This window comes from Guptibacillus hwajinpoensis, from assembly GCF_005144865.1.
GTDB lineage: Bacteria > Bacillota > Bacilli > Bacillales > Guptibacillaceae > Guptibacillus > Guptibacillus hwajinpoensis_A.
This window is the reverse complement of sequence record NZ_SWFM01000004.1, coordinates 203,523-218,439: the sequence shown is the minus strand read 5'-3', so window position 1 is coordinate 218,439 and position 14,917 is coordinate 203,523. Positions and strand designations below refer to the sequence as shown.

The following is a 14,917-nucleotide window of genomic DNA, read 5'->3' as shown; positions in this document are numbered from 1 at the left end:
GGCTAATGCCCTCTTCTTATTGAAGAGGGCATTTTTTGATCTTTTAATTGAAAAATGGAGGAATAATCATGACACAATCATATCAATTCGACACACTTTCCTTACATGGTGGCCAGTCACCAGATCCTACAACGGGTTCTAGAGCAGTACCGATCTATCAAACGAGTTCTTATGTTTTTCATGATAGTGAGCATGCAGAGAGGCTTTTTTCACTCGATGAACCAGGAAACATCTATTCAAGAATAGGAAACCCGACTGTGGATGTTTTTGAAAAGCGAATGGCCCTTCTTGAAGAAGGTGTTGCAGCTGTCGCAACGTCTTCAGGGCAAGCAGCAATAGCACTTTCTATTATGAATATAGCGAGCGCAGGCGACGAAATTGTGGCCGCTTCAAACTTATATGGTGGTACTTATAATTTATTTGCCGTTACGCTTCCGAGATACGGGATAAACGTTACCTTCGTTGATCCTACAGATCCAGAAAATTTCAGAGAAGCGATTACGGACAAAACAAAAGCGGTATTTGCAGAAATAATTGGTAATCCTAGCTTGTCGGTTCTTCATGTAGAAAAAGTTTCAGACATTGCACATGAAGCAGGAGTGCCACTGATCGTTGACAATACGTTTGCTACGCCATATGCATGTAAACCACTAACTCTTGGGGCAGATATTGTTGTTCACTCCGCTACAAAGTGGATTGGAGGACACGGAACATCGATTGGTGGCGTAGTAGTTGATGGTGGGCGTTTTAATTGGAACTCTTCAAAGTATCCAGCCTTCATTGAACCGGATGAAAGTTACAACGGCATTCGCTATGCAATTGATTTTGCAACACTAGCGTTCAGCACAAAGCTTCGTGTTCAACTGCTTCGTGATTTCGGATCATGTCTTAGTCCATTTAATGCATTTCTACTTTTACAGGGACTTGAAACCCTTCATCTGCGAGCAGAGAAGCATAATCAAAATGCGATGAAACTTGCAGAGTTCTTACAGAACCACCCTTCGGTCGACTGGGTAAGCTATCCTGGCTTAACTTCTCATCCATCCCATCAAGATGCTCTAGAGATCCTATCAAATGGATTTGGTGCGGTTGTGAACTTTGGAATTAAAGGTGGAAAGACTGCAGGTAGAGACCTAATAGATAACGTATCTCTCTGGTCCCATCTTGCGAACGTAGGAGATGCTAAGAGTTTAATTATTCATCCTGCAAGTACAACACATCAACAGCTGAATGAGGAACAACTGGAACGAGCCGGGGTGAAAGAAGAACTTATACGTCTATCTGTTGGAGTAGAAGGGGCCGATGATTTGATTTTTGACCTGGACCAATCACTTCGCAAAGCAACAGGGTTAGAAAATGGGAGTCGAATTGTGATTAATGATGAAGGTGAGATTCGGTGGGCATTGCAAAGTCCTTACTTGAAAGAAGTAATCGATGGGAAAGAAAGTCAAAGACAAAAAACACTTGCTGTTGTTGGTCTAAGTGGAAATGAAGCGCGCCCGAGCCATCGTCTTGCACGCAAGATGCAGAGACTCGGCTACAAAATCATTCCAGTCAATCCAAAGGCTGATACGATTCTCGGAGAAAAAGCGTATCCGGATCTACGAAGTATCCCTCACCAAATAGATGTTGTTCAAGTCTTTAGAAGCCCTGAAGCAGCTATAGAAGTAGCGAAAGAAGCAGCAGAGGTTAAGCCGCGCTTGTTCTGGCTTCAGGAAGGTGTCGTTTCAGAAAAAGCGGCACAAATAGCAGCAGATGCTGGTTTACAGGTTGTTCATAATCGTTGCACATACAAAGAAGCCCAGAGGCTCAGAGGAACGATATCAACCTATGCATGTGAGATCTAACTAAGAGAGGGAGAAACCATTATGAGAAATTTTCCAAGAATTGATTATAGGAGTTTAAGTGTACTCGTGCTAGCTTTTGTGCTTCTATTCAGTGCTGGTTGTTCATCGTCAGAAGCCAACTCTTCTGGACCAGAAGAGATTCGAGTTGATTATGCTTACTACTCACCAACGAGTCTAGTTGTAAAAAAGTTTGGTTTTCTTGAAGAAGAATTTAATGAAGACAATATTAAAATCGATTATGTATTGAGTCAGGGAAGCAACAAGGCATTAGAATTTCTAACGAGTAACAGTGTTGACTTTGGCTCTACTGCAGGTGCTGCTGCTTTAATGGCAAAAGCAAAAGGGGCACCAATAAAGAACGTGTATATTTATTCAAAACCAGAGTGGACAGCACTCGTCACAAATAAAGATTCCGAAATTAGTAGTGTAGAAGATTTAAAAGGTAAAAAAGTAGCCGCAACACTTGGGACGGATCCATATATTTTCTTGCTACGTTCTTTAAATGAAGTGGGATTATCTCAAGATGATATTGAACTTGTAAACCTCCAGCACGGAGATGGTGCATCAGCATTAAGCACCGATCAAGTTGACGCATGGGCTGGACTTGATCCACATATGGCAAGAGTGGAACTTGAGACAGAGGCGAAGCTCTTCTATCGGAATGCTGATTTGAACACATATGGGTTCTTGAATACGCGAACCGAGTTTGCTGAAAAATACCCTAAACATGTGAAACGTGTCATTAAAGTCTACGAGAAAGCTAGACAGTGGATTCTTGACCACCCAGAAGAAGCGGCAGAGCTGCTAGCAGAAGAAGCTGATATTCAGCTTGATGTAGCGAAGAAGCAATTAGAACGAAATGATTTCTCAAACCCAATACCAGGAGAAGAGCAGAAAGAGGCGATTATAGCAGCAGGTAACGTTCTTCAAGAAAGCGAGATTATTGATGCTAAAGCAGATGTAAAAGAATTAACGAATGAGTTAATTGATCCAACCTTTGCAGAAGAAGTTATTGAGAAATAGAAAGGAGCTGTGGAAATGGCGAGACAAGGACATTCGGAAGCATTACCGCTTAGGCGTCTAGTGAGGGCGCCTAACAAAAAGAAACTAACAGTACATCCTGCCATTATCGGCAGTATCCTTCCAATTCTATTGCTCTTTATCTGGGAAGGGCTAAGCCGATTAGACGTTCTCCCAACTTATTTATTGCCAGCTCCAACAGTAATCGTAAATACGATAATCGAGTTAGGTGCTGACGGGTCACTCTGGGGGCATATCGGCATTACACTCTATCGTATTTTTCTTGGGTTCTTGTTAGGATCTGGTGCAGCGTTACTGCTAGGATCAGTTGTAGGTTTTTATCGAAAAGCGGAGCAGTTTTTTGATCCTATTATTCAAGCGTTTCGCTCCATCCCATCCCTTGCCTGGGTCCCCCTCTTTATCTTATGGATGGGCATTGCTGAGGCATCAAAAGTTACGTTAATTGCAGTTGGTGTTTTCTTCCCAGTTTATTTAAATGTTGTGAGCGGGATATTGAGTGTCGATCGTCAATTAATTGAAGTAGGAAAAATGTATGGACTAAGCAGTTTTCAACTCGTAAAAAGAATTATTCTTCCTGCATCACTACCTTCATTTCTAGTAGGACTCAGAAGTGGGCTTGGACTTGGTTGGATGTTTGTTGTAGCTGCTGAATTAATGGGAGCGAGCCAGGGACTTGGTTACTTGCTTGTTCTTGGACAGAACACCTACTCTCCTGAACTTATTATTGCAAGCATTGTCCTGTTTGCGGTCCTTGGTAAGCTGACTGATGCTGTATTGAAGAAGGTTGAAAGTAAGTCACTCCATTGGCAGGATCGGATGGAACAACGGTGAGGAGGATTTAAGATGAGTCTACAAGTTCGGAACGTAAGTAAAGAATTTGAGAATAGAAAAGCGATTGAAAATATCTCATTTAGTACAGAGCGTGGAGAAATTATCGGCATTCTAGGAACAAGCGGATGTGGAAAAAGCACCCTGTTACGAGCGGTATCAGGGTTAGATACGTCCTATAGTGGAGATGTACTCCTCGATGGTCATGTTTGCAAACATGTCGATGAACGACTTGGGTTTATTTTTCAACAGCCAAGACTGATGCCGTGGTTATCGGTCATAGATAATGTCTCATTTGGCTTGAATGATCGAAAAGAAGAGAAGCAAGAGAAGGCAGGTAGGTACCTGGATCTTGTAGGACTTAAAGGAAACGAAAGAGACTTTCCTAAGCAACTTTCAGGTGGCATGGCACAGCGCGTTGCGATTGCACGTGCTCTTGTAACCTCTCCTGAGTACTTGTTACTCGATGAACCATTTAGTGCACTTGATGCTTTTACGAAAATGAAGTTACAGGATTTAGTATTAGAAATCTGGGAAGCATACGAAACTACGATTCTACTTGTAACCCATGATATTGAAGAGGCGCTCTATTTATGTGACCGACTCATTATCCTTAAAGGGCAGCCTGGAACAATAGATGAAGAACTATTTATTGATGAACCACGACCTCGATCTCGCGGGAGCGCAAAGCTAGCCGCGTATAAGGAACATATTTTAAATAGGTTAGAATTAACTACACCTGTAAACTAGCCAGGAGGAGTCAGCATATGACCATACCGACAAACCAAATTCCTTCACAAGCTTTTGAAACAAATCTAGGTAGCTATGAAGAAATCTACTCTACATTTGAGTGGCAGAATAAAAAGAACCGTTATATCAATCGTTCTACTGGGAAAATGAATGCCGCTTACGAATGCATTGATCGTCATGTGGAAAACGGTTATGGAAATAAAACAGCATTACATTATGTTAATGGAGACACGAAACAATCACTTACTTTTAATGATGTAAAAGCAAGAACAGATCATTATGCAGCTGTATTAAAAAAGCATGGAGTAGAAAAAGGAGAAAGAGTTTTCATCTTTCTACCCAAAAATCCTGAATGCTACATCGCCATTCTTGCTGTTATTAAAGTCGGTGCTATTGCCGCTCCACTATTTGAAGCATTTATGGAAGAAGCAGTGAAAGACCGTATTAACGACTGTGGAGGAACCGTTTTACTTACAGATGAGGAGCTAAAGAAACGTGTCCCAGTGAAAGATATTCCTTCGCTTAGACTTATTCTTACAGCAAAGGAAGTGGAGAACACAGAAGTTGGGAATGAAACTCCAGTTGAATGGGTTGATCCAGAAAATGGTTTAATTCTTCATTATACGAGCGGTTCAACAGGTAAGCCTAAAGGTGTGTTACACGTTCACCGCTCTATTGTTCATCATTATCAGACTGGACATTGGGTTCTTGATCTTAAGGAATCGGACGTATACTGGTGTACTTCTCATCCAGGTTGGGTGACAGGGAGTGTGTATGGACTTTTTGCTCCATGGTTAAACCGTGCAACGATTGTTATTTCTGGAGGACGATTTGATGCAGATCAATGGTATAGCCTGATCGATCAATTGAATGTCACAGTTTGGTATAGTGCACCTACTGCTTTTCGGATGTTAATGGCAAATGAAGATAGAGTACAAAACTATAACCTGAATTCGTTACGACACATTTTAAGTGTAGGCGAGCCATTGAATCCAGAAGTGATTCAATGGGCATCCAGAGTATGGGGAAAGCGAATTCACGACACGTGGTGGATGACAGAAACGGGAGGGCATCTGATTGTTAACTTTCCAGGCGAAGTCATTAAGCTTGGTTCAATGGGGCGACCCTTTCCAGGTGTAAAGGTCGGGATACTTGATGAAGCCGGAAACAAATTGCCGATAGGACAGACGGGTCAGCTTGCAATTGAAGCACCATGGCCAGGGTTAATGAAAACCGTCTGGAACAATCCCGACAAATTCGAAAGTTATTTTCCATATGGAGGATGGTATGTCTCAGGAGATCTTGCTTATCAAGATGAGGAAGGATATATCTTCTTCCAAGGTCGTGACGACGATATGATTAATTCTTCTGGCGAGCGAATTGGACCATTTGAAGTCGAAAGTGCGCTTATTACCCATCCTGCAGTAGCTGAGGCAGGCGTTGTGGGTAAACCGGATCAATTAAGGGGCGAAATTGTCAAAGCTTATATCACGTTACGAACGGGTTACGAACAAACGGATGAACTTATCCAAGATATTCGGCTGCACGTAAGAAAGAACCTCGCTGCACATGCTGCACCTAGAGAAATAGAAGTACTTGATGAGCTTCCGAAAACAAAAATCAGCGGTAAAATTTTACGAAGAGTACTGAAAGAAAGATCAATTCAATAATGGAGGTGAAGTCAGTGGAAACACTTCATGTAGCACTGATTGGTTTCGGCACAGTCGGTAAAGGGATATACGAGAGCATCGAAGAACAGCGCGAGCAGTTAGAAAGCCTGCTAGGTAAGAAAGTTTCAATAGATGCCATATTAATTAAAGACGGAGATCTAGAAAGAGAAGTAGACAACAAGATCATGTTAACTACGAATGTCGAGGATCTACTGAGTCTACCTCAGCTTGATGTCGTCTTTGAAGCGATAATTGGTGTTGAACCTGCTCGAACGTATTTAGCTAAATTTATCGAAAAAGGTTGCCATGTTGTAACGGCAAATAAAGAGTTGTTAGCACATAAAGGGAAAGAGCTAAGGAGCCTTGCGACCAAACACAAAGTAGGCTTAAGGTATGAAGCAGCGGTGGCAGCTTCTATTCCGATACTAAGCACATTAAGAGAAGGATTGAAGAGCAATCAAATCCAAGAAATCAATGGAATCTTAAACGGAACCTCGAATTTCATTCTTAGCGAACTTCAACGGGAAGGAATTTCATTTGAACAAGCGCTTAATGAAGCTAAAGAAAAAGGCTATGCGGAAGCTGATCCTACGAATGACATTGAAGGATGGGATGCTTTTTATAAAATTCTCATTCTCTCTGATATTGTCTATGGCGAGCAGCCTGAATGGGAGAGAATTATTAGAAAAGGAATTAACGAAGTGACGTCTGCCGATATCAAGAAGGCGGAAGCGCTTGGCTTCCGAATCAAGCATATCGCTTCGCTCACTTCAACTGTTGATGGACCGGTTATTTCAGTGGAGCCAGTCGCAGTCACTTCTTCCCATCCATTTTTCCACATAACGGGTGTAAACAATGCACTCCAGGTATCTGGTAACCTAGCAGGAAGTATTACGTTAAACGGACCTGGTGCTGGTGCCTATCCAACAGCTAGCGCTATGATTGAGGATTTACTTAGTCTCTATCGAAACAGTTCGGAAGGTGTCTTTTATTCTCGATCACAGGAAAATAAATCTGAAGTTGATGATTGGTTGTTGTTAGGTGATATTCCAGAAGAGTTAATGATTGAACTTCTCCCTTTATCAGAAAAAGATGCATACTATGCTAGCGGTAAAAGAAGCGATATTGAATCTTATCTCGAGCAAAAACCTTTCCTAAAGCTATATCCAATCAAAGGGCCGATTGAGAAGAGTGACATATCTAATCTGGCTCTTGTATAAGTATTCAAACCCCTCAGATTTTAGAGGGGTTTTTTCAATTCCAATTGTGTAAGCGCTTTATTAAAATTTACAATAAAAAATTTTATGGAATGAAATCTCACGCGTGACAACAATGTAAGCGGTTCCAAAAAGACTGATATATCTAAATTATCTAAAAACTTTCAAAAGGGGTGTTGACCTACACTTCAAACCGGCGTAATATAATCCTCAATTAAACAAAGTATTCAAACAACTCACACAAAACAAACGAGGGACCGAACTTTAAAAAAATGGTCCTAAAATAACATCCTGACGCTTTACTGCGTCTATCTAATAAACAGAAAGGAGTGAACAAGGTGAGTGAACAGTGGATCTACCTTAATAACGAATTTGTGAAAAAAGAAGATGCCAAAGTATCGGTATACGATCATGGCTTCCTCTATGGTGATGGGGTGTTCGAAGGAATTAGAATGTACGACGGCAACGTCTTCAGACTTGAGCACCATTTAGACCGGCTTTATGATTCAGCTCATTCAATCATGCTTAAAATCAGACAGACCAAGGAGGAAATGACTAACATTATTGTTGAAACATTGAAGAAGAACAAACTTCAAGATGCGTATGTTCGTATCGTAGTATCACGTGGTGTTGGTAATCTTGGTCTTGATCCATTTACATGTAAGGAACCTCAAGTAATTGTTATTGCAGAATCACTGGCCTTGTTCCCTAAGCATCTATATGAATCAGGGATTGATATTGTAACGGTAGCGAGTAGGAGAAACCGATCGGATGTACTTAGTCCTAAGGTTAAATCATTGAACTACCTCAATAACATTCTAGTTAAGATCGAAGCCAACCTTGCTGGTGTTAGCGAAGCTTTGATGTTAAATGATCAAGGATATGTTGCTGAAGGATCGGCAGATAACATCTTTATTGTGAAAGGCAACGTAATCAAAACACCACCTGGATACGTTGGGGCACTTGAAGGCATTACGAGAAATGCCATCATGGAGCTCGCAAGTAAGAAAGGCTATGACATGAGAGAAGAGACATTTACTAGACATGATGTTTATGTTGCGGATGAAGTGTTTCTAACTGGAACAGCTGCAGAAGTCATAGCGGTTGTGAAAGTAGATGGTCGTGTCATTGGCGAAGGAAAACCTGGTAAAACAACTAATAATCTTCTTGGAGCATTTCGAAACATTGTCACTGTAGATGGCGTTAGCGTTTACCCATCTAAACGTGATGTGCAAGCAGGATAAGAAAGTCTACAAATAAATATTTAAAATCGATGACGAGGCAAAAGAATCAGGATTTGGTAGTAACCAGAGAGCCGGTAGTGGTGGAAGCCGGTATTACCCCCTGAATCGACATCCCCTCCGAGTGTTGATCTGAAACAAGTAAGATAGGATCAACCAAGTGTTCTTGGACACTTGTTATCAAAGCGAGCAGCATATGCTGTTCATGAGGCGACTAGTTTAATAGGTCGCAAAATAGGGTGGTACCGTGAAGTCTTTTCACCCCTATGGACCGTAAGATGCGGCGTAGGGATGAGAAGGCTTTTTTATAATTATACGTTTCTTCTACTAATCAAAGATAATGCAAGACAATAAAGCATTGGAGGGTATGAGTATGCGGGCGAAGGCGAAACCAGAAGCCGAAGCAGTAACAGCGGAAATGACCGGGGCAGAAGTATTAATTCATTCGTTAAAAAAAGAAAATGTTGAAGTGCTATTCGGATATCCGGGAGGAGCAGTTCTTCCAATCTATGATGCGTTGTATCGATCACCAATTAAGCACATTCTCTCAAAACATGAACAGGGTTCGATCCATGCAGCTGAAGGATATGCAAGGGTTAGTGGAAAGCCTGGTGTTGTCATTGCAACATCAGGACCAGGAGCTACTAATCTTGTAACGGGTATCACAGATGCCATGATGGATTCGTTGCCCCTCGTTATTTTCACAGGGCAGGTTGCAAGTACTGTCATTGGAACAGATGCTTTTCAGGAAGCAGATATCATGGGGATAACGGCACCAATTACAAAGCATAATTATCAAGTTAGGGACGTTCAAGACCTCCCTAGAATTATTAAAGAAGCGTTTCACATTGCGACAACAGGACGTCCCGGTCCAGTTCTTGTTGATATTCCTAAGGATGTAGCGAATAAAACGATTTCACCCGACTACGATTCGACTATTCATTTACCTGGCTATCAACCAACGTTTTCACCGAATATCTTGCAGATTAAAAAGCTTGCAGATGCGGTTGGTCAGGCAAAGAAACCAGTTATTCTAGCCGGTGCTGGTATCCTCCATGCCAATGCTGGTAAAGAGCTTTTAACATTTACTGAGAAACATAAGATTCCGGTCGTTAACACACTTCTCGGTTTAGGGAGCTATCCCGGACAGCATCCGCTCTTCCTTGGAATGGGAGGAATGCATGGAACGTATACAGCAAATATGGCCTTATATGAATGTGATCTGTTAATTAGTATCGGCGCACGTTTCGACGATCGACTAACTGGAAACCTTGCTCATTTTGCTAAGAATGCAGTCGTTGCACATATTGATGTAGATCCAGCTGAGATCGGAAAGAACGTACCTACTCAAATACCAATCGTTTCTGATGCAAGAGAAGCGCTTAGGAAATTAGTAGATGTTGATTCAGAAACACCAGATACAGAAGATTGGCGAAATCAATTAACAGAGAACAGTAAGAATTATCCTCTCTGGAAAAAAACGAATACAGATGAATTCTTGCCGCAGCAGGTTGTCGAACTTGTCCATGAGTATACAAAAGGGGACGCGATTATTACGACAGACGTTGGACAGCATCAAATGTGGGCCGCTCAGTATTACGCCTTTACAGATGCCAATCGATGGGTAACGTCAGGCGGATTAGGAACAATGGGCTTCGGCTTCCCAGCAGCGGTTGGCGCACAGCTAGCATTCCCAGATCAAACGGTTGTTGCGCTAACAGGCGATGGTGGTTTTCAAATGACGCTCCAAGAACTATCGACTCTTCAAGAGCTGAACTTACCAGTTAAGGTGGTCATCATGAATAACCACACACTTGGTATGGTAAGGCAGTGGCAAGAAGCCTTCTATGAAGAGCGTTATTCTCACTCATTACTTCCTGTTCAACCTGATTTTGTGAAGCTTGGTGAAGCGTATGGAATTAAGTCTTATAAAGTAGAAACCCAAGAAGAAGCTAGAGTTGTTTTTGAAGAAGCATTTTCACATCGTGATCCCGTATTAATCGATTGTCGAGTTAGTGGAAAGGAAAATGTGTATCCAATGATTGCACCTGGTAAAGGGCTTCATCAGATGATTGGGGTGAAACCATGAAACGAATCGTAACCGCGACAGTGATCAACCAAAGCGGTGTTCTAAATCGTATTACAGGCTTGATGACAAAGAGGCAGTTTAATATCGAAAGTATTACTGTTGGTCATACGGAAACAGAAGGCGTTTCGAAAATGACATTTGTTGTAAACGTAGACGGAGACGGGAAAATTGAGCAGCTAATCAAGCAACTGAATAAGCAAATTGATGTTTTGAAAGTGTCTGACATTACAGATCAGGCGATCGTAGTACGAGAGCTCGCTTTAATTAAAGTCATTAGTAACGCACAGATCAGAAGTGAGATTTCAGGAATTATCGAGCCATTCCGTGCATCCATCATTGATGTAAGTCGTGAGAGCATTACCGTACAGGTGACAGGGGACTCAGAGAAAATTGAAGCGATTATTGATCTCCTAAGACCATACGGCATTAAAGAAATGGTTCGAACAGGAATCACAGCCTTCCCACGAGGAAGTCAAAAATCAGTTACAGATATAAAGCAATATTCCATATTAAATTAACCACTAAACAAAATCGAGAAGGGATGAATCAAAATGGCAAAAGTATATTATAACGGTGATATCAACGAAGGAACTCTAAAGGGGAAGAAAATCGCAGTCATTGGCTATGGTTCTCAGGGCCATGCACATGCGCTAAATCTAAGTGAAAGTGGTTTTGATGTAACAGTTGGCTTACGAAAAGGACGTTCATGGGATCAAGCGGAACAAGATGGCTTTGACGTAAAAACGGTAAAGGAAGCTAGTGATGAAGCTGATGTCATCATGGTTCTTCTTCCGGATGAGTATCAACCTGAAGTGTATAAGGAAGAAATTGAGCCTGGTCTTCGTGCAGGCAATGCTCTTGTATTCGCACACGGATTCAACGTTCATTTCAATCAAGTTGTACCACCATCAAATGTTGATGTATTCCTAGTAGCCCCTAAGGGTCCAGGACATCTAGTTAGACGAACATTTGAGGACGGGGCTGGTGTACCTGCACTATTCGGTGTCTATCAGGACGTTTCAGGAAACGCAAAAGAACTGGCACTTGCTTACGCAAAAGGAATCGGTGGTGCACGTGCAGGTGTTCTTGAAACGTCATTTAAAGAAGAAACGGAAACAGATCTTTTTGGCGAACAGGCTGTCCTTTGCGGTGGACTATCATCCCTTGTCAAAGCTGGATTTGAAACGTTAACAGAAGCAGGATACCAGCCAGAAGTTGCTTACTTTGAATGTCTACATGAACTTAAGCTAATCGTTGACTTGATGTATGAAGATGGAATTGCTGGTATGCGCTACTCGATCTCCGATACAGCCCAATGGGGCGATTTTGTATCAGGACCACGCGTAGTAGATGCTGATACAAAGGCACGAATGAAAGACATTCTTGAAGACATCCAGACTGGTAAGTTCGCTAAAGGATGGATCTTAGAAAATAAATTAAATCGTCCCGAGTTCCATGCAATCAATGAAAAAGAAAAACAGCATCCGATTGAACAGGTTGGGAAAGAACTTCGCGCAATGATGCCGTTTGTGAAACCAAAATCGAAGAAGGAAGTGGTTGCCAGTGCGAAAGATTAATGTATTCGATACAACGCTTCGTGACGGCGAACAGTCAGCCGGAGTCAATCTGAATGCATTAGAGAAACTGGAAATCGCGAAACAACTAGAAAGACTTGGAGTCGACATTATGGAAGCAGGCTTTCCTGCTGCTTCCAGTGGTGACTTCCAGGGTGTGAAAAACATTGCAGATACCGTTCGAAATGCATCTGTAACCGGACTTGCAAGAGCGAATGTAAGCGACATTGATGCAGCCTGGGATGCGTTGAAAGGCGGTGCTGATCCAAGACTTCACGTTTTTCTAGCCACTTCTCCCATTCACATGACGCATAAGCTTAAGAAAACGCCGGACGAAGTCGTGGAAACGGCAGTGGAAGCTGTGAAATATGCAAAGCGATTCTTCCCGAAAGTCCAGTGGTCGGCTGAAGATGCATGCCGATCAGATCGTTCTTTTCTTGCCAAGATTATTAAAGAAGTCATTGATGCTGGTGCATCTGTCATTAATATACCAGATACAGTGGGATACAGAAGTCCACAGGAATACGGAGAGCTGTTCACTTATTTAAGAAATAACGTTCCGAATATTGAAGGTGTTGACCTTTCTGCCCATTGCCATAACGATCTTGGCATGGCCGTTGCCAACTCGCTTGCTGCGATTGAATGTGGGGCAACTCAAATAGAAGGAACCATTAACGGCATAGGAGAGCGAGCCGGTAATGCTGCCATAGAAGAAGTTGCAGTAGCACTTCACATCCGTAATGATTTCTATCAAGCTGAAACTCGTTTGAAGCTTGATGAAATTAAGCGAACGAGCAATCTTGTTAGTAAGCTCACAGGCATGGCTGTTCCAGGAAACAAAGCGGTTGTAGGAGCGAATGCATTTGCGCATGAATCCGGAATTCACCAGGATGGTATGTTAAAAGAAAAAACAACTTATGAAATTATCAGTCCTCAACTTATTGGCGTTCAATCTACTAGTCTAGTACTTGGTAAACACTCAGGAAGGCATGCTTTCAGAGATCGAGTGAAAGAGCTAGGTTTTGTATTGGATGACGCGAAAATCAATGAAGCTTTCAAAGAATTTAAAGACCTTGCTGATAAGAAGAAGCAAGTGACAGAGGATGACTTGTTCGCCCTATTAACAGATATTCAAACGGATGAAATCGTTGAGAAATATGAGATTCAGAGCATTCAGGTACAATATGGTACTGCGAATATCCCGACAGCGACCATCTCAATTGAAGCCCCAGATGGAACAATGATGCAGCAAGCTGGCACTGGATCAGGAAGTGTTGAAGCGATTTACAATACACTTGAAGAGATGATTCCAGGAACGCTTAAACTTCAAGATTACCGCATTAACTCCGTTGGTGGAGGAAGAGATGCTCTTGCTGAAGTTCATGTACGCGTAACCTATAACGGAGTGGAGTCGAACGGACGAGGAACGGCACAAGATGTGCTTGAATCGTCAGCTATTGCTTACTTGAATGCAATTAATCGCATTCTTGCACGTGAAAGTTATCAAGTGAAAAAACAAGCGCACGTATAACAAGGAGGTTTGATGGATGAAGAGAAAAGTTGCGGTATTACCCGGTGATGGAATTGGTAAAGAAGTAATGGAAGGAACGATGAAAGTTCTCAGTGCCGTAGCAGATCGATTTGGCCATACGTTTGAATTTCACAAAGGGAGAATCGGTGGGGACGCTATTGATCAAGATGGCGAGCCTCTACCAGATGAAACGCTTCGCATCTGTAAAGAAAGCGATGCTGTTCTTCTAGGTGCTGTAGGCGGTCCAAAGTGGGAGAGCCTTCCCGGTCATCTTCGTCCTGAACGAGGTCTTCTTGGTATTCGTAAAGAGCTTGGATTATTTGCTAACCTTCGACCAGTTACAGCGTTTGACAGTTTACTAGATGCATCTCCGCTTAAGCCTGACCGTATTAAAGGTGTTGATATGTTAATCGTTCGAGAGTTAACAGGTGGCCTTTATTTCGGTACTCCAAGTGAACGTCGAAACGGTGGAGACGAAGTTGTTGATACCCTTCACTATACAAGGTCAGAAATTGAACGGATTGTTGAGCAAGGATTTGAAGCAGCAAGTAAACGACGTCAGAAGTTAACAAGTGTTGATAAAGCCAATGTTCTTGAATCAAGCCGAATGTGGAGAGAAGTTGTGGATGAGAAAGCAAAAGCTTATCCAGAAGTAGAAGTTGAGCACATGCTTGTCGATGCTGCAGCGATGAAAATGGTTCAAAATCCGTCTCACTTTGATGTTATCGTAACAGAAAATCTATTCGGCGATATTCTTAGTGACGAAGCTTCTATGATTACCGGATCGCTAGGAATGCTTCCTTCTGCTAGCTTACGGAGTGATGGCTTTGGAATGTATGAACCCGTCCACGGTTCCGCACCAGACATTGCCGGTAAAAACCTTGCGAATCCGCTTGCGATGATTTTATCAGGCGCTATGATGCTAAAGTATTCTTTTGAAATGCATGACGAAGCAGATGCGATTGAGAAGGCAGTTAAAGAAGTGCTTGATGCAGGTTACTACACAACTGACCTTGCAAATAGTTCTACAAAAGCACTTGGAACAGATGCCATGATTAAGAAAGTCATTTATCAGTTAGAAGAAGCTGATGCAACAGCTGGCATCATGGAAGCATACGCTTGATGACGA

12 protein-coding genes are annotated in these 14,917 nt (G+C 42.2%); all 12 read left to right on the top strand.

From position 1 onward, the window contains the following. Positions 1-68: 68 nt before the first annotated feature. The 12 genes from FBF83_RS15175 (at position 69) to leuB (ending at position 14,911) form a co-directional block, all read left to right on the top strand. Positions 69-1,847, top strand: coding sequence for a PLP-dependent aspartate aminotransferase family protein (locus FBF83_RS15175; protein WP_136948000.1), 1,779 nt, complete (start codon positions 69-71; stop codon positions 1,845-1,847). A 21-nt stretch (positions 1,848-1,868) separates the two neighbouring features. Further along, positions 1,869-2,870 (top strand): aliphatic sulfonate ABC transporter substrate-binding protein, encoded by a 1,002-nt coding sequence (locus tag FBF83_RS15170; RefSeq protein WP_136947999.1) that lies wholly within the window; start codon positions 1,869-1,871, stop codon positions 2,868-2,870. Between the two features lie 15 nt (positions 2,871-2,885). Further along, on the top strand, positions 2,886-3,719 hold the full coding sequence (locus tag FBF83_RS15165; RefSeq protein WP_136947998.1) for an ABC transporter permease: 834 nt from the start codon (positions 2,886-2,888) through the stop codon (positions 3,717-3,719). A 12-nt stretch (positions 3,720-3,731) separates the two neighbouring features. Beyond that, complete coding sequence (locus FBF83_RS15160) at positions 3,732-4,466, top strand: ABC transporter ATP-binding protein (RefSeq protein WP_136947997.1); 735 nt, start codon at positions 3,732-3,734, stop codon at positions 4,464-4,466. 17 nt (positions 4,467-4,483) lie between these two features. Next, on the top strand, positions 4,484-6,136 hold the full coding sequence (gene acsA, locus FBF83_RS15155; protein ID WP_136947996.1) for an acetate--CoA ligase: 1,653 nt from the start codon (positions 4,484-4,486) through the stop codon (positions 6,134-6,136). 14 nt (positions 6,137-6,150) lie between these two features. Continuing rightward, the gene (locus FBF83_RS15150; RefSeq protein WP_240688115.1) at positions 6,151-7,356 is read left to right on the top strand and encodes a homoserine dehydrogenase; all 1,206 of its coding nucleotides are present in this window, start codon (positions 6,151-6,153) and stop codon (positions 7,354-7,356) included. Positions 7,357-7,691: 335 nt separating this feature from the next. Next, on the top strand, positions 7,692-8,597 hold the full coding sequence (ilvE, locus tag FBF83_RS15145) for a branched-chain-amino-acid transaminase (RefSeq protein ID WP_136947994.1): 906 nt from the start codon (positions 7,692-7,694) through the stop codon (positions 8,595-8,597). 364 nt (positions 8,598-8,961) lie between these two features. Beyond that, positions 8,962-10,683, top strand: coding sequence for an acetolactate synthase large subunit (gene ilvB, locus FBF83_RS15140; protein ID WP_420875139.1), 1,722 nt, complete (start codon positions 8,962-8,964; stop codon positions 10,681-10,683). Beyond that, positions 10,680-11,201 carry an acetolactate synthase small subunit gene (gene ilvN / locus FBF83_RS15135; RefSeq protein ID WP_136947992.1) on the top strand — a complete coding sequence of 174 codons (522 nt, stop codon included), beginning with the start codon at positions 10,680-10,682 and terminating at the stop codon, positions 11,199-11,201. The genes ilvB and ilvN overlap by 4 nt, the downstream gene beginning before the upstream one ends. 33 nt (positions 11,202-11,234) lie before the next feature. Further along, on the top strand, positions 11,235-12,260 hold the full coding sequence (gene ilvC / locus FBF83_RS15130) for a ketol-acid reductoisomerase (protein ID WP_136947991.1): 1,026 nt from the start codon (positions 11,235-11,237) through the stop codon (positions 12,258-12,260). Continuing rightward, positions 12,247-13,788 carry a 2-isopropylmalate synthase gene (locus FBF83_RS15125; RefSeq protein WP_136947990.1) on the top strand — a complete coding sequence of 514 codons (1,542 nt, stop codon included), beginning with the start codon at positions 12,247-12,249 and terminating at the stop codon, positions 13,786-13,788. Before ilvC ends, FBF83_RS15125 begins: the two co-directional genes overlap by 14 nt. 16 nt (positions 13,789-13,804) lie before the next feature. Then, positions 13,805-14,911 (top strand): 3-isopropylmalate dehydrogenase, encoded by a 1,107-nt coding sequence (gene leuB / locus FBF83_RS15120; RefSeq protein ID WP_136947989.1) that lies wholly within the window; start codon positions 13,805-13,807, stop codon positions 14,909-14,911. Positions 14,912-14,917 lie beyond the last annotated feature (6 nt).